The 22,922-nt window shown below is 49.2% G+C and carries 21 protein-coding genes, 3 tRNA genes and 3 other RNA genes; 14 read left to right on the top strand and 13 right to left on the bottom strand.

From position 1 onward, the window contains the following. The first annotated feature begins 150 nt into the window (after positions 1–150). Positions 151–552 (top strand): acyl-CoA thioester hydrolase YciA, encoded by a 402-nt coding sequence (gene yciA / locus OGY83_RS03830; protein WP_003020670.1) that lies wholly within the window; start codon positions 151–153, stop codon positions 550–552. Positions 553–616: 64 nt separating this feature from the next. On the opposite strand, the gene tonB is transcribed toward yciA, so the two are convergent. After that, a complete protein-coding gene (gene tonB / locus OGY83_RS03825; RefSeq protein WP_191214474.1) occupies positions 617–1,345 on the bottom strand; it encodes a TonB system transport protein TonB in 729 nt (242 codons plus the stop codon). A 215-nt stretch (positions 1,346–1,560) separates the two neighbouring features. On the opposite strand from tonB, the gene OGY83_RS03820 reads away from it, so the two are divergent. Further along, the gene (locus tag OGY83_RS03820) at positions 1,561–1,857 is read left to right on the top strand and encodes a YciI family protein (protein WP_003020675.1); all 297 of its coding nucleotides are present in this window, start codon (positions 1,561–1,563) and stop codon (positions 1,855–1,857) included. 50 nt (positions 1,858–1,907) lie between these two features. Here the strand turns inward: OGY83_RS03820 and OGY83_RS03815 are convergent, their stop codons facing one another. Further along, positions 1,908–2,081: a YciY family protein gene (locus OGY83_RS03815; protein ID WP_003020684.1), complete on the bottom strand. Its 174-nt coding sequence runs from the start codon at positions 2,079–2,081 to the stop codon at positions 1,908–1,910. Between the two features lie 142 nt (positions 2,082–2,223). Here OGY83_RS03815 and cls point away from each other — a divergent pair, with 142 nt between their 5' ends. Continuing rightward, complete coding sequence (gene cls / locus OGY83_RS03810) at positions 2,224–3,684, top strand: cardiolipin synthase (protein ID WP_003020687.1); 1,461 nt, start codon at positions 2,224–2,226, stop codon at positions 3,682–3,684. Positions 3,685–3,718: 34 nt separating this feature from the next. Continuing rightward, complete coding sequence (locus tag OGY83_RS03805) at positions 3,719–4,048, top strand: HI1450 family dsDNA-mimic protein (RefSeq protein WP_003020691.1); 330 nt, start codon at positions 3,719–3,721, stop codon at positions 4,046–4,048. 37 nt (positions 4,049–4,085) lie between these two features. Here the strand turns inward: OGY83_RS03805 and OGY83_RS03800 are convergent, their stop codons facing one another. The 7 genes from OGY83_RS03800 to ychE form a co-directional block, all read right to left on the bottom strand. Next, complete coding sequence (locus tag OGY83_RS03800) at positions 4,086–4,922, bottom strand: ion transporter (RefSeq protein ID WP_079937393.1); 837 nt, start codon at positions 4,920–4,922, stop codon at positions 4,086–4,088. A 46-nt stretch (positions 4,923–4,968) separates the two neighbouring features. Beyond that, a complete protein-coding gene (oppF, locus tag OGY83_RS03795; protein ID WP_003833363.1) occupies positions 4,969–5,973 on the bottom strand; it encodes a murein tripeptide/oligopeptide ABC transporter ATP-binding protein OppF in 1,005 nt (334 codons plus the stop codon). Beyond that, complete coding sequence (oppD, locus tag OGY83_RS03790; RefSeq protein ID WP_003833364.1) at positions 5,970–6,983, bottom strand: murein tripeptide/oligopeptide ABC transporter ATP-binding protein OppD; 1,014 nt, start codon at positions 6,981–6,983, stop codon at positions 5,970–5,972. The genes oppF and oppD overlap by 4 nt, the downstream gene beginning before the upstream one ends. 11 nt (positions 6,984–6,994) lie before the next feature. Continuing rightward, positions 6,995–7,903, bottom strand: a complete 909-nt coding sequence (gene oppC, locus OGY83_RS03785) for an oligopeptide ABC transporter permease OppC (RefSeq protein ID WP_003020701.1) — start codon at positions 7,901–7,903, stop codon at positions 6,995–6,997. 14 nt (positions 7,904–7,917) lie between these two features. Beyond that, on the bottom strand, positions 7,918–8,838 hold the full coding sequence (gene oppB, locus OGY83_RS03780) for an oligopeptide ABC transporter permease OppB (protein ID WP_003020708.1): 921 nt from the start codon (positions 8,836–8,838) through the stop codon (positions 7,918–7,920). A gap of 233 nt (positions 8,839–9,071) precedes the next feature. Continuing rightward, complete coding sequence (oppA, locus tag OGY83_RS03775) at positions 9,072–10,703, bottom strand: oligopeptide ABC transporter substrate-binding protein OppA (RefSeq protein WP_003020712.1); 1,632 nt, start codon at positions 10,701–10,703, stop codon at positions 9,072–9,074. Between the two features lie 771 nt (positions 10,704–11,474). Beyond that, the gene (gene ychE, locus OGY83_RS03770; RefSeq protein WP_003020714.1) at positions 11,475–12,122 is read right to left on the bottom strand and encodes an NAAT family transporter YchE; all 648 of its coding nucleotides are present in this window, start codon (positions 12,120–12,122) and stop codon (positions 11,475–11,477) included. Between the two features lie 487 nt (positions 12,123–12,609). Between ychE and adhE the strand changes: the two genes are divergently transcribed. After that, positions 12,610–15,288 carry a bifunctional acetaldehyde-CoA/alcohol dehydrogenase gene (gene adhE / locus OGY83_RS03765; protein ID WP_123267320.1) on the top strand — a complete coding sequence of 893 codons (2,679 nt, stop codon included), beginning with the start codon at positions 12,610–12,612 and terminating at the stop codon, positions 15,286–15,288. A gap of 237 nt (positions 15,289–15,525) precedes the next feature. On the opposite strand, the gene tdk is transcribed toward adhE, so the two are convergent. Further along, the gene (tdk, locus tag OGY83_RS03760; protein ID WP_008784954.1) at positions 15,526–16,143 is read right to left on the bottom strand and encodes a thymidine kinase; all 618 of its coding nucleotides are present in this window, start codon (positions 16,141–16,143) and stop codon (positions 15,526–15,528) included. Positions 16,144–16,753: 610 nt separating this feature from the next. Here tdk and hns point away from each other — a divergent pair. Then, positions 16,754–17,167, top strand: coding sequence for a histone-like nucleoid-structuring protein H-NS (hns, locus tag OGY83_RS03755; RefSeq protein ID WP_003020723.1), 414 nt, complete (start codon positions 16,754–16,756; stop codon positions 17,165–17,167). 136 nt (positions 17,168–17,303) lie between these two features. On the opposite strand, the gene galU is transcribed toward hns, so the two are convergent. The 3 genes from galU to rssA all read right to left on the bottom strand — a co-directional run bounded on the left by galU (position 17,304) and on the right by rssA (position 20,432). Further along, complete coding sequence (gene galU, locus OGY83_RS03750) at positions 17,304–18,212, bottom strand: UTP--glucose-1-phosphate uridylyltransferase GalU (protein WP_286635313.1); 909 nt, start codon at positions 18,210–18,212, stop codon at positions 17,304–17,306. A gap of 204 nt (positions 18,213–18,416) precedes the next feature. Beyond that, complete coding sequence (gene rssB, locus OGY83_RS03745; protein WP_079937396.1) at positions 18,417–19,430, bottom strand: two-component system response regulator RssB; 1,014 nt, start codon at positions 19,428–19,430, stop codon at positions 18,417–18,419. A gap of 90 nt (positions 19,431–19,520) precedes the next feature. Further along, positions 19,521–20,432: a patatin-like phospholipase RssA gene (gene rssA / locus OGY83_RS03740; protein ID WP_079937397.1), complete on the bottom strand. Its 912-nt coding sequence runs from the start codon at positions 20,430–20,432 to the stop codon at positions 19,521–19,523. A 111-nt stretch (positions 20,433–20,543) separates the two neighbouring features. Here rssA and OGY83_RS03735 point away from each other — a divergent pair, with 111 nt between their 5' ends. From OGY83_RS03735 to OGY83_RS03700, 8 genes are all read left to right on the top strand, one after another. Then, positions 20,544–20,999 carry a YchJ family protein gene (locus tag OGY83_RS03735; RefSeq protein ID WP_079937398.1) on the top strand — a complete coding sequence of 152 codons (456 nt, stop codon included), beginning with the start codon at positions 20,544–20,546 and terminating at the stop codon, positions 20,997–20,999. 55 nt (positions 21,000–21,054) lie between these two features. Further along, positions 21,055–21,897, top strand: a complete 843-nt coding sequence (purU, locus tag OGY83_RS03730) for a formyltetrahydrofolate deformylase (protein WP_003020737.1) — start codon at positions 21,055–21,057, stop codon at positions 21,895–21,897. Between the two features lie 156 nt (positions 21,898–22,053). Further along, a tRNA-Tyr gene (locus OGY83_RS03725) sits at positions 22,054–22,138 on the top strand. Positions 22,139–22,182: 44 nt separating this feature from the next. Further along, a non-coding RNA gene (locus OGY83_RS03720) (RtT sRNA) lies at positions 22,183–22,314 on the top strand. A 34-nt stretch (positions 22,315–22,348) separates the two neighbouring features. After that, positions 22,349–22,433, top strand: a tRNA-Tyr gene (locus OGY83_RS03715). A 44-nt stretch (positions 22,434–22,477) separates the two neighbouring features. After that, a non-coding RNA gene (locus OGY83_RS03710) (RtT sRNA) lies at positions 22,478–22,609 on the top strand. Positions 22,610–22,643: 34 nt separating this feature from the next. Next, positions 22,644–22,728, top strand: a tRNA-Tyr gene (locus OGY83_RS03705). A 44-nt stretch (positions 22,729–22,772) separates the two neighbouring features. Beyond that, positions 22,773–22,904: non-coding RNA, RtT sRNA (locus OGY83_RS03700), on the top strand. Positions 22,905–22,922 lie beyond the last annotated feature (18 nt).

Genomic DNA, 22,922 nt, shown 5'->3' with positions numbered 1-22,922 from the left:
TCTGCGGATCTGGCGAATTTTTATCCCCTCGCGTTCCATTGTGCTGACAACCTGACTTACATCTGCTCTGCACGCCGCATCCCCTCTGTTCTCAACGCACAAATTCTAGTAGCATCGCGCCTGTAATCTTTCTCTATAGTCGGTTCTACAATGACAACAACGAATAACACTCCCCAGGGTGAACTGGTTTTACGTACTCTGGCCATGCCTGCAGATACCAACGCGAACGGTGATATTTTTGGCGGTTGGCTGATGTCACAAATGGATATAGGTGGCGCGATTCAGGCCAAAGAGATCGCACATGGTCGTGTGGTAACGGTGCGGGTTGAAGGAATGAGCTTTTTGCGACCGGTCGCCGTTGGTGATGTAGTGTGTTGCTATGCGCGCTGTGTAAAACGCGGGACAACCTCAATCAGCATCAATATTGAAGTTTGGGTGAAGAAAGTCGCTTCTGAACCAATTGGGCAGCGCTATAAGGCCACCGAAGCTCTGTTTATCTACGTTGCCGTTGATAAAGACGGGAAACCGCGTCCAATTCCCACTTTGGCCTGATAGCACACGCCAGTAATGCTATCCGGCAATCATCACTCTTGATCATTGCCGGACGGCCTGATGCTTACTCGATCTGCGTTGTGCCGTTTAATTTGAAAACAATATTCACCACGAGTCCGGAACCGGGTTTACCTGCCTCATAACGCCACCTACGCATCGCGTTTTTCACTTCACGTTCAAACATATTGGCAGGCTGTGCAGACAGGATCTCCACATTTTCAACCCGACCATCCGGCGTTACGTTAAATTTGACCTTTACCCGCCCTTCAATGCGCAGCGCCTGAGCTCGCGCCGGATACTGAGGCTGATTACGGCTTAAAGCGCGTGGACCTGATGGCGCACTGACCACCGGTTTGCTGGTAGTTGCCGGCGCGGTATTGGTCATTGTGCGCGTAGGTGCCGTATTTTCCAGCGAGGAGGTTGGGCGAGTTTCTGCCGGTTTAACATCGCGTTTCGGCTGCTCTTCCACCTTTTTCACCGGTTTTGGCTTCGGTTTAGGCTTGGGCTTCGGTTTTTCAATCACCACCGGCGCCTCTTTTGGTGGCTCTGGAATCGGTTCTGGTTCCGGTTCAGGCTCGACAACGGGTTCCGGCGGCGGCTGAACGGCCTGAGGCGGTTCAAGGTCGGCAGGCGCGACCATCGTGACAGAGATCGGCTGCGCTGGCGCAGGCAGTTCAATAACCTGATGTACCGAGGTATACAGCAAACCAGCCACTACGGCACCATGAATGCCGACAGACAGTAACGTTGGCCAGGGAAAGCGACGAGGTAAATCAAGGGTCATTGAAGTCATAATCGTTTCAGTAAAAAAACCAGGCCCTGATTTTAAATGCAAATAGCAATCATATTCAATAAGCCCGAGGCGGTAACTGACATTTAAAACGCGATTTTATGATAAAAAACCGCTTTCAGAGTATGGCCTTAACATATCAGTTATCTTTCCGTTGCAGTTGTTAGGCCTTTCCAATAACGTTATTAACGACTTTTACCGTTCAAGGAGCTCTACCCGTGCTGTATGTTATTTACGCTCAAGATATCGCAGACTCTCTCGAAAAACGTCTCTCCGTGCGCCCTGCTCATCTGGCTCGCCTGCAACTCCTTCATGACGAAGGTCGTTTGCTCACGGCGGGCCCCATGCCAGCGGTCGATAGTAACGATCCCGGTGCGGCGGGTTTTACCGGCTCGACGGTGATTGCCGAATTTGAATCTTTGGAGGCGGCACAGGCGTGGGCGGAAGCCGATCCGTATGTTGCAGCGGGCGTTTATGCGCAGGTTTCAGTAAAACCGTACAAAAAAGTATTTTAAAAACAGAACGCAAAGCAGACATTGGGCACCGCCAGCGGTGCCCTTTTTGATCAGATACTGTGGATCGCAAACAGCAACGAGTTGCGTTGATGGTTGAGAATGCACTTTCTGATAGTGTGGATACGCATATTACGACGCGATTGTCCTTCAAGCCAACGTGCTTTACGGCGGCTAGCCTGACGCAGCATCCGCCAGCGTCCCACTTCCGTTCTACTACGCTTCATGTTTACTACTCTTTCAGTCACTGAGCGGCCATTATAACGCCAGACCGAATGCAGACCAGTGGTTTTCCCGTGTTTTTATTTGCCAGATTAATCCTGATGCGTAAACTCTTAACAATACGCTTTCAAAAGGATTTTTAAATTTATGACAACCTTCTACACCGTGGTGAGTTGGCTGGTCATTCTGGGTTACTGGGTACTCATTGCTGGCGTAACATTACGCATTCTAATGAAACGACGCGCAGTGCCCTCCGCAATGGCCTGGCTGTTGATCATCTATATTCTGCCATTGGTAGGGATCATTGCTTATCTGTCCTTTGGTGAACTCCACCTGGGCAAGCGACGTGCCGAACGCGCCCGGGCAATGTGGCCTTCAACCGCCAAATGGCTGAACGACCTCAAGGCCTGCAAGCATATTTTTGCCCAGGAAAACAGCAGCGTCGCCTCTTCGTTATTTAAACTGTGCGAGCGTCGTCAGGGAATAGCTGGGGTTAAGGGAAACCAGCTGCAGTTGCTCACCAGTTCAGATGACGTGATGCAGGCGCTGATCCGTGATATTCAACTGGCGCGCCACAACATCGAAATGGTGTTCTACATCTGGCAGCCTGGCGGTATGGCCGATCAGGTAGCCGAGTCGTTAATGGCTGCCGCGAGACGTGGCATTCACTGTCGCCTGATGCTGGACTCCGCTGGCAGCGTGGCGTTCTTTCGCAGCCCTTGGGCGGCGATGATGCGTAACGCAGGTATCGAGGTTGTAGAAGCGCTGAAGGTGAACCTGATGCGTGTATTTTTACGCCGTATGGACCTGCGTCAGCACCGCAAAATGATCATGATCGATAACTACATTGCTTATACCGGCAGCATGAACATGGTCGACCCGCGTTTCTTCAAACAGGATGCGGGTGTCGGGCAATGGGTTGATTTAATGGCGAGAATGGAAGGTCCTGTCGCCACTGCTATGGGCATTGTCTATTCCTGCGACTGGGAAATTGAGACCGGCAAGCGCATTTTGCCTCCGCCACCAGACGTCAATATCATGCCGTTTGAGCAGGCCAGCGGCCACACCATTCACACTATCGCCTCGGGTCCTGGTTTCCCAGAAGATTTAATTCATCAGGCACTGCTAACCGCTGCTTATTCAGCGCGTGAATATTTAATTATGACCACCCCCTACTTCGTCCCCAGCGACGATCTGTTGCACGCCATCTGCACGGCGGCGCAGCGTGGGGTTGACGTCAGTATCATTCTTCCACGTAAAAATGACTCCCTGCTGGTTGGCTGGGCAAGCCGGGCTTTTTTCACTGAGTTGCTGGCGGCTGGTGTAAAAATTTATCAGTTCGAAGGTGGCTTGCTGCACACCAAGAGCGTGCTGGTCGATGGCGAGCTGAGCCTGGTCGGTACGGTTAACCTGGATATGCGCAGCCTGTGGCTCAATTTTGAAATCACGCTGGTCATTGATGATGCCGGATTCGGCGGCGATCTCGCGGCAGTGCAGGATGATTATATTTCGCGTTCCCGCCTGCTTGATGCCCGTTTGTGGGTAAAACGACCACTCTGGCAGCGGATAGCAGAGCGACTGTTTTACTTCTTTAGTCCGTTGCTGTAAAACGTGCCCATCAGACAGTAAACAGGTAGTCATTATGGATATGGATTTGAACAATCGCCTGACCGAAGACGAAACGCTTGAGCAGGCTTACGACATTTTTCTCGAACTGGCTGCGGACAATCTGGATCCAGCCGACATCATTCTGTTCAATTTGCAGTTTGAAGAGCGTGGCGGTGCCGAGTTGTTCGATCCGGCAGAAGACTGGCAGGAGCATGTTGATTTTGACCTGAACCCTGATTTCTTTGCCGAGGTGGTGATTGGTCTGGCAGATACAGAAGACGGCGAGATTAACGATATTTTTGCGCGCGTTTTATTATGTCGCGAAAAAGATCATAAGCTCTGCCATATTCTCTGGCGCGAATAATCAAACAAAAAAGCTGCTCTCGCAGCTTTTTTCATTTTTAGCCCGGTAGCTTACTTCCGCAGCGGTTACAAAACTGCGCGCTATTTTCATGCTGTGCCTGCTGACATTGAGGACATTTTCGTTGATGTCCACGCTGCTGAAACGCACTGCTCATGTGTGTGGTAATCAATCCCGTTGGTATCGCAATCACCGAGTAACCAATCAGAATAAGCACAGACGCGACCATCCGTCCCAACGGTGTGTGCGGCGTAATATCACCATAACCGACGGTGGTTACCGTAACAATTGCCCAATACACCGACGCGTTCAGTGTAGTAAAGCCATATTTTGGCCCTTCAATCAGATACATCATCGCGCCGAAAACAACCATCAGGATGGCAATAAAAGAATAGAACAACATCAGCTGATGTCGGGCACTTTTTAACGCATTCCAGAACACGCGCAGAGAAGGCATAAAGCGCAATAGCTTGAGAATACGCAGCACGCGCAGGACACGCATCGCCCGCCAGGCGAAGACATAGCTCAGACTGATTTCAGGCCAAAGCCACATCACATACAGCGGCAGGATAGTGGCCAGATCAATAATCCCCCAAAAGCTAAACACATATTTAGCGGGATTAGCCCAGCAGCATAAGCGAAGAAGATATTCGAGGGTAAAGACCAGAGTGATAAAGATCTCCAGCCAGACAAAAACGCGCCATTCCTCGAAGGTTAAATGGTATTGCGTCCCTACTCCGGATTCAATGAAGATAACAATAACGCTGAGCAAAGCGAACAGCGCGCACATACCTTCAAAACGACGCCCTGAGCGGGTGTTTAAATCGAATAATTTACGATAGAGCGCGCGGCGGACAGAAGAGACTAAACCTGACACATATACCTCACCAAAAAGAAGGGCTGACCTTTGTCAGCCCTCAGGATTATAGCGGGTCTACTTTCAGGCAGGAAACTGCGTGTCGGAAACTTCCTTCGAGAACCGGGCGCGTTTTTGCGCATTCCGGTCCGGCAATCGGGCAGCGCGTACGGAACACGCAACCGGAAGGAGGATTAATCGGGGACGGTAACTCGCCTTCCAGCAACTGGATAACCTTGTTCCTTTCCTGATCGGGGTCGGGAATCGGCACTGCAGACATCAGCGCTTTGGTATAAGGATGCAGCGGGTTATGGTACACCTCATCATAGGTCCCTAATTCCACCGCGTGTCCAAGATACATAACCAGCACACGGTCGGAGATATGTTTAACCACCGCGAGGTCGTGAGCAATGAAGATTAACGATAATCCCATTTCGCGCTGAAGCTGTTGCAGCAGATTAACCACCTGAGCCTGGATTGATACATCCAGCGCCGAAACCGGTTCATCGCAGATAATCAATTTCGGTTCCAGGATCAGCGCGCGGGCAATACCAATACGCTGACACTGGCCACCGGAAAACTCATGTGGGTAGCGGTTAATCAGGTTGGGCAGTAGTCCAACCTTCATCATCATCGCCTTCACACGGTCGCGGACTTCCTGACCTGGAAGATTCGGATGATAAGTTCGCAGCGGTTCGGCAATGATTTCACCAATGGTCATACGCGGGTTTAACGATGCCAGAGGATCCTGGAAAATCATCTGGATATCGCTGCGTACTTCCCGCCACTCATCGGGTTTCATGCCCAGTAAATCTTTACCCAGCCAGGCAACCTTTCCATCGGTGGCCTTCACCAGGCCGATAATCGCACGGGCAAAGGTCGATTTTCCGCAGCCTGATTCACCGACCACGCCCAGGGTTTCGCCCTCATACAGTCGCAGGGTTACGCCATCAACCGCCTTCAGGGTTTTAGTCGGTTGCCAGAACCACTGTTTGCCATCTTTAATATCAAAATGGACTTTAAGGTCGGCAATCTCAAGGAGCACTTTACGTTGTTCGGTCACCGCATTCATACCAATTCCTCCACCGGCTTAAAGCAGGCACGCAGGCGGCCTGGACTAAACTCCTCCAGTGGCGGAGCACTGCTACAGATTTCCATCGCATGCGGGCAACGCGGCTGGAATGGACAGCCTTTTGGTAGACGCAGCAGGTTCGGTGGGTTACCCGGTATAGTGAGCATCTCTTCCCCTTCTGCATCCAGACGAGGTACGGCATTTAGCAAACCAATCGAATACGGATGAACGGGCTTATAAAAGACATCCCGCGCACTGCCGTATTCCATAGTGCGTCCGGCGTACATCACCAGGACTTTATCGCAAATACCGGCAACAACCCCTAGATCGTGGGTGATCATAATAATCGCGGTGTTGAATTCGCTTTTCAGTTCATTCAGCAGCGTCATAATTTGCGCCTGTACCGTTACATCAAGCGCAGTGGTCGGTTCATCGGCTATCAGTAATTTGGGCCTGCACAGCAGTGCCATGGCGATCATTACACGCTGACGCATACCACCGGAGAATTCATGCGGATACATTTTCATACGCTTACGCGCTTCCGGCATCTTCACCGCATCCAGCATTCTGACTGACTCTTCAAAAGCTTCCGCTTTGCTCATGCCTTTATGCAGCATCAGAACTTCCATCAACTGCTCCCCAACCCGCATGTACGGATTGAGAGATGTCATTGGGTCCTGGAAAATCATCGAGATTTGCTCGGCGCGCAGTTTGTTCAGTTCACGTTCCGGTAAATTCAGAATTTCACGCCCGTTGAACGTTGCGGAGCCCCCGATACGACCATTCGCCGCCAACAGGCCCATCAGGGCAAAGGCTGTTTGCGATTTACCCGAACCGGATTCACCGACAATACCCAACGTTTCTCCGGCTCGCAGAGAAAAGTTTAAATCGTTGACCGCAGTAACATCGCCGTCGGGGGTAGCAAACGTCACGCGCAGATCTTTTACGTTCAGCAGTGCGTTAGCCTGTTGTTGCGCGAGCGGCGCGGTTGAGGTTTCAATTACGCTCATGGCTGCACTCCTTAACGGTCTTTCGGGTCGAGGGCATCACGCAGGCCATCGCCAATAAAGTTAAAACAGAACAAAGTAACCACCAGGAAACCTGCCGGGAACAGCAGCAGCCATGGTGAGACTTCCATCGAGTTGGCACCATCACTGAGCAGCGCGCCCCAGCTACTTAACGGCTCCTGCGTACCTAATCCCAAAAAGCTCAGGAAGGATTCAAACAGGATCATGCTCGGCACCAGCAATGAAGCGTATACCACCACCACACCCAGCACGTTCGGCACAATATGGCGGATAACAATACGCACGGTAGATACTCCACCCACTTGCGCCGCTTCAATAAACTCTTTGCGCTTGAGGCTCAGCGTTTGTCCACGCACGATACGCGCCATATCCAGCCAGGAGACCATCCCGATCGCGACAAAAATCAGCAGGATATTTTGCCCAAAGAAGGTGACCAGCAGGATCACGAAGAACATGAACGGAAAGGAGTTGAGGATTTCCAGCAGACGCATCATCACCGAGTCGATTTTTCCGCCGAGGTAGCCCGACAGAGAACCATACAGTGTACCCACAACCACCGCGACCAACGCCGCCGCAATGCCGACCATCAGCGAGATGCGCCCGCCAATCGCCACGCGCACCAACAGGTCGCGTCCCGACGAGTCAGTACCGAAATAGTGGCCTGATTCCGTATCCGGCGCGCTGGACATCATGCCCCAGTCAGTATCGAAGTAGGTAAACTGCGACAACATTGGCGCCAGGGTTACAAATAGCGCAATAATTACCAGCACCACCAGACTTGCTACCGCCGCGCGGTTATGCATAAAGCGTCGACGCGCGTCCTGCCACAGGCTGCGGCCTTCGACCTCCAGCTTTTCACTGAAATTCTCCAGCGCTTCGCTGTTTTTCTTACTTAACATCATAGCGAGCTCCAGTATCAGTAACGAATTTTCGGGTCGATAACGGCATACAGCACATCGACAATCGCGTTAAACACGATGGTCAGCGTACCCACCAGTATGGTCAGACTCAGAACCAGCGAATAATCGCGGTTTAACGCGCCATTGACGAACAACTGGCCAATGCCCGGCAAACCATAGATGGTTTCAATAACCATCGAACCTGTGATAATGCCGACAAATGCCGGTCCCATATAGGACAGTACTGGCAACAGCGCAGGTTTTAACGCATGGCGGAAAATAATCCGCCGCATCGGTAGCCCTTTAGCGCGCGCGGTACGAATAAAGTTAGAGTGCAGTACTTCAATCATCGAACCGCGAGTAATACGGGCGATACTGGCGATGTAGGCAAGCGATAACGCCACCATCGGCAGGATCATAAATTTCAGCGCCCCGCCGTTCCAGCCCCCGCCGGGTAGCCATTTCAAGGTTATGGCAAATATCATGACCAATAAGGGAGCGACCACGAAACTGGGGATAACTACCCCGGTCATTGCCACCCCCATCACCGTGTAGTCCCAACGTGTATTTTGCTTCAGCGCGGCTATCACTCCGGCGCTAACGCCGACGAGTACCGCCAGAATAAAGGCTGCCGCACCCAGCTTCGCAGAAACCGGAAAGCTGGAGGCAACGAGGTCGTTAACCGTGTAGTCTTTATATTTAAAGGATGGCCCAAAATCGCCATGCGCCAGCTGTTTCAGATAGCTGAAATACTGCGTCGAGATAGGATCGTTAAGATGATATTTCGCTTCAATATTCGCCAGCACCTCTGGCGGTAACGCGCGTTCCCCGGTGAATGGGCTTCCGGGCGCAAGGCGCATCATAAAGAATGAAATCGTAATAAGAATAAACAGCGTCGGAATCGCTTCCAGACAGCGACGTAATATGAATTTTAACATTGCCCGTACCTTCTGGCGTGTGCCTTTATACCCGTCATACTTCAAGCTGCAGGTGCGTTGGCTTTACTCGCTCACGCCAGTCACTTACTTAAGTAAGCTTCTGGCGATTCGCTGCGTTGCCGCTTTCCTGCAACGTGAATTATTTAGGGTATACCTCTCTTTGTCTAAAGAGGTATTTATAGTTCGAAGAAAAAGACACTGTGGGGCAACTTTGATCGCCCCACGTCTTGCCATTAATGCTTGATAATATACAAGTCTTTAACGTGGATATTATCCATCGGGTCTTTACCGGAGTATCCGCCAACCCATGGTTTCACCAGGCGGGCATTAACATAGTAATAAACCGGTACAATCGCAGAATCTTTATCCAGTTGCTGTTCCGCTTTCGAATACAGTTCGCTGCGCTGCGCTTCATCCGTCACTTTCAGCGTATCCGCAATCAGCTTATCAAATGCCGGACTCTTATAGTGGACGGTATTATTGGAGCTGTCGGACAGCACCATATTCAGGAAGGACGTCGGTTCGTTATAGTCCGCACACCAGCCCGCACGCGAAACATCATAGTTGCCCTGGTGGCGCGTATCGAGGAACGTTTTCCATTCCTGGTTTTCCAGCTTCACATTAGCACCCAGATTTTTCTTCCAGATAGATGCCGCGGCAATAGCCAGCTTCTTATGCAGGTCTGAGGTGTTATACAACAGATCAAAGGTCAGAGGTTTTTCAGCGGTATATCCGGCCTCAGCCAGCAGTTTCTTCGCTTCTTCATTACGTTTTTCCTGAGACCACTTGAACCACTCTGGCTCAACCAGTTTCGCACCATCGGTGTATGGAGGAGTAAAGCTATATGCCGGCAGGTCACCCTGGTTTTTCACTTTATTGACGATAATATCACGATCCAACGCCAGCTTCAGGGCGGTACGAACACGAACATCGTTGAACGGTGCTTTCTGGTTGTTAATTTCGTAATAATAGGTGCACAGATACGGGTCAACGTGGACTTCGTTCGGGATCTCTTTTTTCAGTTTCTGGAATAACTCAATCGGCATGTTGTTATAGGTCATGTCGATTTCACCGCTGCGATAGCGGTTAACGTCAGTCACTTCAGAAGAAATAGGCAGGTAGGTTACCTGGTTAATAACCGTTTTGGCGTTGTCCCAATAGTTGGTATTACGCTCAAGCACAATGCGCTCGTTGACAACCCAGTCTTTCAGTTTATACGCACCGTTAGTAACGATGTTAGCGGGCTGGGTCCACTTCTCGCCGAATTTTTCAACAGCAGCTCTAGGAACCGGTGAAACGGAGGAGTGCACAAGCAGTTTGTAGAAATAAGGAACTGGTTCGCTGAGGGTGACTTCAAAAGTATGATCGTCGAGAGCTTTTACACCGAGATCGGTGATCGGCTTTTTGCCGGCGATAATATCATCAATATTGACAATATGACCGTACTGCAAATAACTGGCATACGGTGAAGCGGTATTTGGGTTAGCCAGTCGTTGCCAGCTATACACGAAATCTTGCGCGGTAACAGGCGTGCCGTCAGACCACTTTGCATCTTTACGCAGATGGAATGTCCAGACTTTAAAATCTTTATTTTCCCATTTTTCAGCCACTCCAGGCGATGGTTTGCCATCGACATCACTGATTAATAAACCTTCAAACAGGTCACGGTTAATGTTGGATTCAGGTACACCTTCGATTTTGTGGGGATCGAGTGACTGCACTTCCGAACCGTTATTGCGCACCAGAGTCTGCTTTTCAGCAAGCTGCACACCCGCTGGCACTACTGCCGCCGTGGCAACATTTCCAGCGACTAGCGCAGTTAAGATCCCCGCAGCTACTAAACTTTTTTTAGTGATGTTAGTCATTGTGTTGTACTCCCTCATTATTATGGCTGGTTTTTTAACCAGACTGTTAATCCTGTCAGGATCCCTGTACGGCACCGGAGATTTTCTGCCGTCAGGTGGTTTATTGTTTTACTGCTTGCTATCACCGACTTTATTTATTCTGGCGATTCGTATGACCGCCTTGCGTCGATTCTCTACGTGCCTCCCCTGCCGGAAACACGCTATTACCCTGTTGAGAGAAACTAACTGCAAATGATTCTCATCAACGTGAATTCTTCTGCATAATACCTGGCCGGAAAGTATCAAATGCGTTTCTTAACCGCCAATACATTTTACAAATTTGTTAACCAATTCTCTTTTATTGGAAATAAATCTCACTTAAAAAGTCTTACGAATGAAGATCCATTATAAAAAACTAAAATAAATCAATGCATTATACCGACAGCAGTGTTAACTACCCTGTCCGGTGTCAACGCCCTGTCAAAATGCACATAAATTTAACAATTGGTTATTAATTAGCACATTCAACTGAAAAAAACGCTGAAATAACTAATAACATTTCGATAATCCTTCAGCAAGCCCCAGAGTATGATGTTAATAAAATAACAGCGACATCGGGATCCATCTGGCGGACTGATGGGTGCTACATTCATAAAATCAACGAATAAACAAATGAGTAATCATCATAATTTTTTATTATTACTTTGCTGATTTTCAACTTTAGTGAGAAGTTTTACTGATAATGAAAGGAAACGGAGCCGGGACCGACTCCGTTTGTACAGAAGAGAGATATCAGGCCAGCAAACCTGGGAAAATAGATTTAATGCCTGTAACGATGAATTCAATACCTAAGGCCATTAACAGCAGCCCCATAATACGCGTAATGACGTTGATACCGGTTTGGCCCAACAGGCGCACTAACCATGGTGCCATGCGAAACAGCCCCCAGCAGCACAGGGCAAACAGCGCAATCGCGACAAAAAAGCCAAACAGGTTAATCGCACTGTGATATCGCGTACCCCAAACAATAGTTGAGCTTATCGCCCCCGGCCCCGCCATCAACGGCAATGCCAACGGTACAACGCCGATACTCTCACGGATTGCGGTTTCTGATTTTTCCTGTTTGTTTTGTTTATCTTCCCCTAGTTTTCCGCTAATCATTGACATCGCGATAGTCACAACCAGAATGCCGCCGGCAATCCTGAACGAATCTATTGAGATACCGAAAAGTTGCAGAATACCATCTCCAAGAAACAGCGAAGTCCACAGGATGATAGCGACCGACAGGTTTGCCGTAAGGTTGGTTTTGTTTCGCGCTGCAGCAGTTTGATAGCTGGTCATACTGATAAAGACGGGGATGATCCCTACCGGGTTGACCAACGCAAATAACCCAATGAAAAATTTAAAATAGACAGGAAAATCAAATAGCGTTTGGATCACGGTTAGCTCCGAAGCGTTAGCCGGATAAAATGAGTCATAAAAATTGATAAAATCCGCGCTGAAGATACGCCTTTTGTCAGCATACTTCACCTTCTATCTTCGTATATCTACGTAAATACGCTACCAATACTCAGTGTTATTAATATGTATTGATTATGCTAATGTTATTAGCATTCATTACGTCAATTTGTTAACACTTAACGAGAGACGCTAAAAGGGCCTGCTGAAAGGTGTCAGCTTTGCGAATTTTTGATCCAGATCACGCAATTACTACTCAGAAGTGAGTAATCTTGCTTACGCCACCTGGAGGTAATGCGTTAGGGTTAACTGGCGCTAGCGTATAAGCTCTTTTAGTAAATCAAAGTAAAGTGGACGTTAATTAACCGTTTGATTTTCAAACCGTTACACAAATTTTCGTCGGTCTGTCTATACTCTCGTATCGAGCAGATGATTTACTAAAAAAGTTTAACATTATCAGGAGAGCATCATGGCTGTTACTAATGTCGCTGAACTTAACGCACTTGTAGAGCGCGTAAAAAAAGCCCAGCGTGAATATGCCAGTTTCACTCAAGAACAGGTTGACAAAATCTTCCGTGCCGCCGCTCTGGCTGCCGCAGACGCTCGAATCCCTCTCGCGAAAATGGCCGTTGCCGAATCCGGCATGGGTATTGTCGAAGATAAAGTGATCAAAAACCACTTTGCTTCTGAATACATTTACAACGCTTACAAAGATGAAAAAACCTGTGGTGTGCTGTCTGAAGACGACACTTTCGGTACCATTACCATTGCGGAACCTATTGGTATCATCTGCGGTATCGTTCCAACCACTAACCCAACTTCTACTGCGATCTTCAAATCACTGATCAGCCTGAAGACCCGTAACGCCATCATATTCTCTCCGCATCCGCGTGCAAAAGATGCAACTAACAAAGCAGCTGACATCGTTCTGCAAGCAGCCATCGCTGCCGGCGCACCGAAAGATCTGATCGGCTGGATCGATCAACCTTCCGTTGAACTGTCTAATGCACTGATGCACCACCCGGACATCAACCTGATCCTTGCGACCGGTGGTCCAGGCATGGTTAAAGCGGCATACAGCTCCGGTAAACCGGCTATCGGCGTAGGCGCAGGTAACACCCCTGTTGTTATCGACGAAACCGCTGATATCAAACGTGCTGTTGCATCTGTTCTGATGTCTAAAACCTTCGATAACGGCGTAATCTGTGCTTCTGAGCAGTCTGTCGTCGTGGTTGACTCTGTATATGATGCAGTACGTGAGCGTTTTGCGACTCACGGCGGCTACATGCTGCAGGGCAAAGAGCTGAAAGCAGTCCAGGACGTTATCCTGAAAAATGGCGCGCTGAACGCAGCTATCGTTGGTCAGCCGGCATACAAGATTGCTGAACTGGCAGGCTTCTCCGTACCAGAAACCACTAAGATTCTGATCGGTGAAGTGAAGGTTGTCGACGAAAGCGAACCGTTTGCTCACGAAAAACTGTCTCCGACGCTGGCAATGTACCGTGCGAAGGACTTCGAAGACGCTGTCATTAAAGCTGAAAAACTGGTTGCGATGGGCGGTATCGGCCATACTTCTTGCCTGTACACTGACCAGGACAACCAGCCAGAGCGTGTTGCTTACTTCGGTCAGATGATGAAAACCGCACGTATCCTGATTAACACCCCGGCTTCTCAGGGTGGTATCGGTGACCTGTACAACTTCAAACTCGCACCTTCCCTGACACTGGGTTGTGGTTCCTGGGGTGGTAACTCCATCTCTGAAAACGTTGGTCCTAAGCACCTGATCAACAAGAAAACCGTTGCTAAGCGAGCTGAAAACATGTTGTGGCACAAACTTCCGAAATCTATCTACTTCCGTCGTGGCTCTCTGCCAATCGCACTGGATGAAGTGATTACCGATGGTCACAAACGTGCGCTGATCGTGACCGACCGCTTCCTGTTCAACAACGGTTATGCAGACCAGATCACCTCCGTTCTGAAAGCTGCTGGCGTTGAAACCGAAGTGTTCTTTGAAGTTGAAGCTGACCCGACTCTGACCGTTGTTCGCAAAGGTGCTGAGCTGGCTAACTCCTTCAAACCAGACGTAATCATCGCGCTGGGTGGTGGTTCCCCGATGGACGCCGCGAAAATCATGTGGGTTATGTATGAGCACCCGGAAACCCACTTCGAAGAACTGGCGCTGCGCTTTATGGACATCCGTAAACGTATCTACAAGTTCCCGAAAATGGGCGTGAAAGCGAAGATGGTTGCAGTTACCACCACTTCCGGTACCGGTTCTGAAGTGACTCCGTTTGCGGTTGTTACTGACGATGCAACTGGGCAGAAATATCCGCTGGCAGACTACGCGCTGACTCCGGATATGGCGATTGTTGACGCCAACCTGGTTATGGATATGCCGAAGTCCCTGTGTGCGTTCGGTGGTCTGGATGCCGTAACTCACGCTCTGGAAGCGTACGTTTCAGTACTGGCTTCTGAGTTCTCTGACGGTCAGGCTCTGCAAGCGCTGAAATTGCTGAAAGAAAACCTGCCTGCGTCTTACCATGAAGGTTCTAAGAACCCGGTAGCGCGTGAGCGTGTACACAGTGCAGCGACTATCGCCGGTATCGCGTTTGCTAACGCCTTCCTGGGTGTATGTCACTCAATGGCGCACAAACTGGGTTCTCAGTTCCACATTCCTCACGGTCTGGCGAACGCCCTGCTGATCAGCAACGTTATTCGCTATAACGCGAACGACAACCCGACTAAACAGACTGCATTCAGCCAGTACGACCGTCCGCAGGCACGCCGTCGCTACGCTGAAATCGCAGACCATCTGGGTCTGAGCGCACCGGGCGACCGTACTGCCGCGAAAATCCAGAAACTGCTGGGTTGGTTGGAAGAAATCAAAGCTGAACTGGGTATTCCTAAGTCTATCCGTGAAGCTGGCGTTCAGGAAGCTGACTTCCTGGCACACGTGGACAAACTGTCTGAAGACGCGTTTGACGACCAGTGTACTGGTGCTAACCCACGTTACCCGCTGATTGCTGAACTGAAACAGATTCTGCTGGATACCTACTACGGTCGCGAGTACAGCGAAGACCAGACTGCCGCTAAGACTGAAGCAGTAGCTGCACCGAAAGCAGAAAAGAAAGCGAAGAAATCCGCTTAATTTGCTCAGATAAGTTTTAGTTTCACCATAAACGGTCCCAGTTGGGACCGTTTTTTTTCGTCTTGTGTTATGAGAATCGGGTGATACACAATTTAGCCATGTGAATAGAATGGCACTGTAAGAGATGTATTTAGGAAGGTGTGAGAATAGCCATCAGAAGAGAGTCTGACAGGGTAGAGAACATTGGCGAAGGTTCCAGCCTACCCTGCGTTTATAAGCGCTCAGAAGCGTACAGGGTTAATCGTGGCTGTGTCGTTCTTGTATCGCCGTCAGAGAGCCCTCAGACTGCGCTTGTTTGTAGTGTTTACGGCATACCGACACATAGCGTTCGTTCCCGCCGATAACCACCTGCTCGCCCTCGTTATAAGGCCTTCCAGCCTGATCAAGACGTAATACCATGCTAGCCTTACGGCCACAGAAACAAATGGTCTTTAATTCAACCAGTTTATCTGACCACGCAAGCAGGTATTCGCTGCCACCAAATAGCTCGCCGCGAAAATCAGTACGTAAGCCGTAGCACAAAACAGGAATATCCAGTTGGTCGACAACTTCAGATAATTCATAAACCTGTTGCCGGGTCAGAAACTGAGACTCATCGACCAGAACACAGTGAATTCTTTGTTGCGCATTCTCGGCGCGAATCTCTTCGAACAATGATGAATTTTGGTTAAACAATTTTGCAGGTGACGACAGACCTATACGTGAACTTACTTTTCCAGCACCAAAACGGTCATCAATTTCCGCTGTATATACAACGGCACGCATCCCACGTTCCTGATAATTGTACGAAGATTGCAACAATGCAGTCGACTTACCTGCGTTCATTGCAGAATAGTAAAAATATAGTTGTGCCATTGACCGAAGGCCCTCACCCGGGGAAATAAATATGGGCGGGATTGTATCATATTTCACGAACATGTCGGTGTAGCGTTGGCCGCAAAGGCGTATAAATGAGCGGGCAAGCTCGCACAGCGCCACCTGAATTTAAGTAACGGGTAGCTAGAGAGCATACAACCATCGACCAAACAGCCTGAGTTCGGACGCGTATATACACACTCTTTCACAAATAGTGCTCATGAAATTTATCAATGTCACTTATCATCATACGGCAATAAAGAAACCCTTCCCATATTGTTATTGAATCTACCCACTGTTGCCATGTATTAGCGAATTCACGTAAGCAAAACTAATACAAAAGGTTGAAATCACTGCAAAGAGATACTATTTGTACACCATAAAATGTGACCTGAATCTTGAATTTTTACTCTCAGCCGCAGAGAAGCCCCCTCATCAATAAGCCTTTTTTATGCCCAACATCATGGGGAATTTAAGACAGGAGAATTAATTCTGATACTAAATAAAGCGCAATTTTGAATTCCTTACATTCCTGGCTATTGCACAACTGAATTTATCGCTCTATTATTAGCTCAACAAACCACCCCAATATAAGTTTGAGATTACTAAAATGAGCGAAGCACTTAAAATTCTGAACAACATCCGTACTCTTCGTGCGCAGGCAAGAGAATGCACTCTGGAAACGCTTGAAGAAATGCTGGAAAAATTAGAAGTTGTAGTTAGCGAGCGTCGCGAAGAAGAAAGCGCTGCTGCTGCTGAAGTTGAAGAACGTACTCGTAAACTCCAACAATATCGTGAAATGCTGATCGCTGACGGCATTGATCCGAACGAACTGCTGAATAGCATGGCTGCTGTTAAATCTGGCACCAAAGCTAAACGCGCTGCACGTCCGGCTAAATATAGCTATGTTGACGAAAACGGTGAAACTAAAACCTGGACTGGCCAGGGTCGTACACCGGCTGTGATCAAAAAAGCGATGGAAGAACAAGGTAAACAGCTGGACGATTTCCTGATCAAGGAATAATTCAGAAATAGTTTGCTTAAAATCCCGCCACTGGCGGGATTTTTTTTACCTGTACTTCGCTCGACCCTACCCGGATTAGGTATAAAAAAACGGCGCTGTTAATACAGCGCCGTTCTGACCAGATAATACCAGCAGGTTACTTCTTAATACCCATCTCGTCTTCCAGCCAGGCTTTAAATTCGGCGCCGAGCGTTTTATGGCGAATACCATATTCAACGAACGCCTGCATATAGCCCAGTTTATTACCACAGTCATGGCTTTTGCCCTTCATGTGATAAGCTTCAACCGTCTCTTTTTCAATCAGCATATCGATAGCATCTGTCAGCTGAATTTCATCACCCGCTCCCGGAGGGGTTTTAGCCAGCAGAGGCCAGATATCGGCACTAAGAACGTAACGACCCACAACGGCCAGATTAGAAGGCGCAACATCAGCTTTTGGTTTTTCAACCACGCCAACCATCGGGACGCTTTCGCCCGGGGATAATTCAACGCCTTTACAATCAACAACGCCATAAGCCGTAACATCTTCTACCGGTTCAACCATAATCTGGCTGCTACCTGTTTCATCAAAACGATGAATCATTTCGGCAAGGTTTTCGCGGGATAAATCAGATTCGTATTCGTCAAGAATTACGTCTGGCAGAATTACAGCTACCGGTTCATCGCCAACCACTGGGTGCGCGCACAATACCGCGTGACCCAGACCTTTAGCCAGCCCCTGACGCACCTGCATAATAGTCACATGTGGCGGACAAATAGATTGCACTTCTTCAAGCAGCTGACGTTTTACACGTTTTTCCAGCATCGCTTCAAGTTCAAAGCTGGTATCGAAGTGGTTTTCAATAGAATTCTTAGACGAGTGAGTTACAAGTACAATTTCAGTGATGCCTGCAGCAATACATTCGTTTACGACGTACTGAATTAATGGCTTATCAACCAACGGTAGCATCTCTTTCGGGATTGCTTTCGTAGCCGGTAACATCCTGGTTCCTAATCCCGCAACCGGGATAACGGCTTTTTTGACTTTTGAATTAAGGGCAGCCATTTAAAACTCTCCTGGACTGTTCATGTATTGAACGTGTTCATCATTCTGTATCGCATCCGAGTATATCAGTACAGCGGCAAGCTTCTGGTCTGAAAAGGACGCGCGTCGGTATAATTAAGATAAATACGAATAAAACTGGCGCTGATAGTAGCACTCACAGCATTGGGAAGGTGAACCAATTTCATTTGCACGCCTCTCATTTGTTCATTCCGCAGACAACATCAAGCGCAGGCGACCTCCCGCCCCCCAAATTTGGCATTGCCATGACTCACAATGTTGGCTCAACTGATTAAGATACGTATTACCTAAGGTACCCAGCGGAACGCCATTGCTGATTTGCACATGGTGGGAACCTGTATTTAATGTCGCATTCAGCCCTGCTGATACCAGAATCAGATTTTTTAATCCGCTGTGGTAATACCCCACCAGCAAGGGAAACTGCCCTGGTAAATTGGCTTGTCGCAACAAATGATTTACCTGTTTCAATAACGTACCCAGCTCTGGCAGCCGCTGATTTTGTTGTGTCAGTTGCTCCTGCAGTAAACCATTAAATAGCGCCCGTAGTAATAATGCAGCCAGAACGCCATTATCCCCTGCCCGCGTCACATCAAGGCAATAAAATGCAAGGTCATGATCCGACAGCGGCGCAATATCCAGTACCAACCCCGGTTGGTCGGCTGCCACCAATTGTCGATAGTTAATGCGACAGTGCGAAATCACTTGTGAAACTGGAGGCTGTAATTCTTTTAGTAGCTTCGCGGCGGCGGCAGGATCGTCCACCATCGCATCCCAGTCGCGAAACAGCCGCTCTTCTTCTTCCACGCGTGAATTAAACATATTGGGATAAAGACATGCAAAGACGGTTTCTCGCAAGCGATTAAGGTCTTTCACCGGCTTCAATAGGACATCATCCACACCGAGTCGTAGCGCTTTGGCTATGTCGGACATGTTTTCCGTCGCAGAAATCACCAGTATCGGGGTCTGATCGCCGCGATTGCGTAGATACTCAACCAGTTTGAGGCCGTTCATTCTTGGCATAGCCAAATCGCAAATCATTAGATCTGGTGTGAAATGTCCGAGTAGTTCAAGTGCTTCAAGCCCGTCGCCAGCTACCGCTGTTGTCGCTCCCAAAGAGGAAAACCATGAGTCCATGAGTGAGCGAAACACTGGCTCATCCTCAACGATAAGAATCTGTTTTCCGACCAATGGCTGCGTCATACTCTCCCCCCTGACTGGCTTTAATAAATAGTGGCATGCTATTGCCACTCACGCCTGTCAGAATTAGCTTAAGTGTTGATAAAAAATGCGTTAGACGTTGGTTTTCACCAGGGGTAGAAGCTCATCCATTTTCTTCTCGACCGCCAACTGCCCGGCAGCAATTGCCGCACTGGCTCGGTGAAAATCCAGCGTGGAAATTTGCGGACAAAACGGCTGAATCAGGATGTCTGGAGGGTCACCGGCCATGCGGTTACGTTTCAGACGGTTTTCCAGAACCTGAATAGACGTCGTCATGATCTCCATCGCCGTCGGTGCGGTTACCGCGCGCCTGGTCGTAATGTTGCTCAAGCGCTCTTTCAGGCGGGCATGCCATGAAAGCTCGTCAGCATCATCACCCGATTCGGTATCGCTATTGACGTTGAAGGAGAGTAAATCTTGTTGCATGAGATGCGCATCGTGTTGCAGGTCGACCGCAATAACAATATCGGCCCCCAACGCACGAGTCAGGGATACAGGGACGGGATTCACCACCGCGCCATCGACCAGCCAGTAACCATTATGCGCCACGGGAGACATCAGGCCAGGAATACTACAGGAGGCCCGGACAGCCAGATGCAAATCACCTTCGGTGAACCAAAGTTCCCGGCCCGTACTCAGATTAGTAGCCACTGTTGCGAAACGGCGTGTGCATTGCTCAATTGCTTCTACCGGCATGACATTACGGTACTGATTGAATACCCGTTCACCGCGCAGTAAACCTCCCCTGCGCCACGAGAGATCCATCAGCCGTAAAACATCCCAATAGCTGAAAGAACATACCCACTTTTCGAGAGCAGGTAGCTTATTGCAGGCGTAGGCAGCGCCAACCAGAGAACCGATGGAGCACCCTGCCACGATATCAACATCGATGCCCATATGCTTAAGGGCTTTAATAACCCCAATATGCGACCAACCTCGCGCCGCGCCGGAACCTAGCGCAAGCCCAATTTTTATTTTTCTCATTGTACGTACATACTTCCCCTGGCTTGCAGACGTAGCAACATCGCTACCGCTCAGTTAACATAGTGCTACTCTGGCGTTTTTACGCCGTTTTTATATTCCAGGGAGTACTTTGTGTCTCAGCTTTGTCCCTGTGGTAGCGCTGTCGAGTATAGCCTATGTTGCTACCGTTATGTGTCCGGCGCGCAAGTAGCACCTACGCCGTCACATCTCATGCGTTCTCGTTACTGTGCTTTTGTGATGAAAGACGCAGATTACCTTATCAGGACCTGGCATCCGGACTGTCATGCGGCCGCGTTTCGCGAGGACATTATCGCAGGATTTACTCATACCAAATGGCTTGGACTGACCGTTTTTGAACAAGATACGGCTGACACAGAAAATATCGGCTATGTCAGTTTTGTCGCACGGTTTTCTGAACAAGGTAAAACAGGTGCAATTATCGAGCGCTCTCGTTTTTTAAAAGAAAACGGTCAGTGGTACTATATAGACGGTACACGCCCCCAAATTGGACGAAACGATACCTGCCCTTGTGGCTCCGGTAAAAAATTTAAAAAGTGCTGCGGCTAATCAATGCCCGACAGTATCAATTTTGCAAACATTCTCAACAGGATCACCGCTGCAAATGCATTCATTACAACGAAAAGTGCTGCGTACTATTTGCCCGGACCAAAAAGGTCTGATCGCGCGCATTACGAACATCTGTTACAAGCATGAACTGAACATCGTGCAGAACAATGAGTTTGTGGACCACCGCACCGGACGCTTTTTTATGCGCACCGAACTGGAGGGCATTTTTAACGACGTCACGCTGCTTGCCGATCTGGACAGCGCCTTACCTGAAGGCTCGATTCGTGAACTAACCCCAGCAGGCCGCCGCCGCATCGTCATTTTGGTCACCAAGGAAGCGCATTGTCTGGGCGATCTGTTAATGAAGGCCAATTATGGCGGGCTGGATGTTGAAATCGCCGCGGTGATCGGCAATCACGAGACGTTGCGTCCTCTGGTTGAACGGTTTGATATTCCGTTTGAGTTGGTGAGCCATGAAGGTTTAACACGTGACGAACATGATCAGAAAATGGCTGATGCTATCGACGCCCACCAGCCGGACTATGTCGTACTGGCTAAATACATGCGCGTTCTGACCCCGACATTTGTTTCACGCTTCCCGAATAAAATTATCAATATTCACCATTCATTCCTGCCTGCATTCATTGGTGCTCGTCCGTACCATCAGGCTTATGAGCGCGGCGTGAAAATCATCGGCGCGACGGCCCACTACGTGAATGATAACCTCGATGAAGGCCCAATCATTATGCAGGACGTGATCCATGTTGATCACACCTACACCGCAGAAGATATGATGCGCGCGGGTCGCGACGTTGAAAAAAATGTTTTAAGCCGTGCGCTGTATCAGGTTCTGGCTCAACGCGTCTTTGTTTACGGTAACCGAACGATTATTCTGTAATCGATTGATAAGTTAATTGGTTACCTTTACATCTTTACGTGTAAAAATCAGGCAACCAGTTCTTTTTTATCAACGGAATGCTTTACAGGGGCGCATCATTTGATATGATGCGCCCCGCTTCCAACGGAAGCAGGCCAGTAATTAGCATTACCCCGTGGTGGGGTTCCCGAGCGGCCAAAGGGAGCAGACTGTAAATCTGCCGTCATCGACTTCGAAGGTTCGAATCCTTCCCCCACCACCATTATTCACTACAGCGATGTAGTTATCCCGGTGAGCAATGCAGAAGTTTGCACTTGTCGGGGAAGAGTGAGAACCTTCGACTAAGGTTCGACTCGAGCGAAAGCGAGAGAACGTTGGCAACGCCAACGGTCCGAAGGGTGAGGAGCGAAGCGACGAATAATCCTTCCCCCACCACCATCTTCTAGCACTGCCTACAATTTGAATTACCCCTGGTGGGGTTCCCGAGCGGCCAAAGGGAGCAGACTGTAAATCTGCCGTCATCGACTTCGAAGGTTCGAATCCTTCCCCCACCACCATTATTCACTACAGCGATGTAGTTATCCCGGTGAGCAATGCAGAAGTTTGCACTTGTCGGGGAAGAGTGAGAACCTTCGACTAAGGTTCGACTCGAGCGAAAGCGAGAGAACGTTGGCAACGCCAACGGTCCGAAGGGTGAGGAGCGAAGCGACGAATAATCCTTCCCCCACCACCATCTTCTAGCACTGCCTACAATTTGAATTACCCCTGGTGGGGTTCCCGAGCGGCCAAAGGGAGCAGACTGTAAATCTGCCGTCATCGACTTCGAAGGTTCGAATCCTTCCCCCACCACCATCACTTCGTAAAACACCAACACAAAATCAATCTGCAATGCCCCATATTCTTCCTATGCGGGAAGGATGAGAAACTTCGACTAAGGTTCGATTCGAGCGTTAGCGAGAAAGCGTTGCCGCAGGCAACGACCCGAAGGGCGAAGCGCGCAGCGCTGAGTAATCCTTCCCCCACCACCATCACTTCATAAAGCACCA

The sequence above is a fragment of the Citrobacter sp. Cpo090 genome (assembly GCF_030332665.1).
Lineage (GTDB): Bacteria > Pseudomonadota > Gammaproteobacteria > Enterobacterales > Enterobacteriaceae > Citrobacter > Citrobacter portucalensis.
The sequence above is the reverse complement of the archived record's forward strand: the minus strand, read 5'-3'. Positions and strand labels throughout refer to the sequence as shown.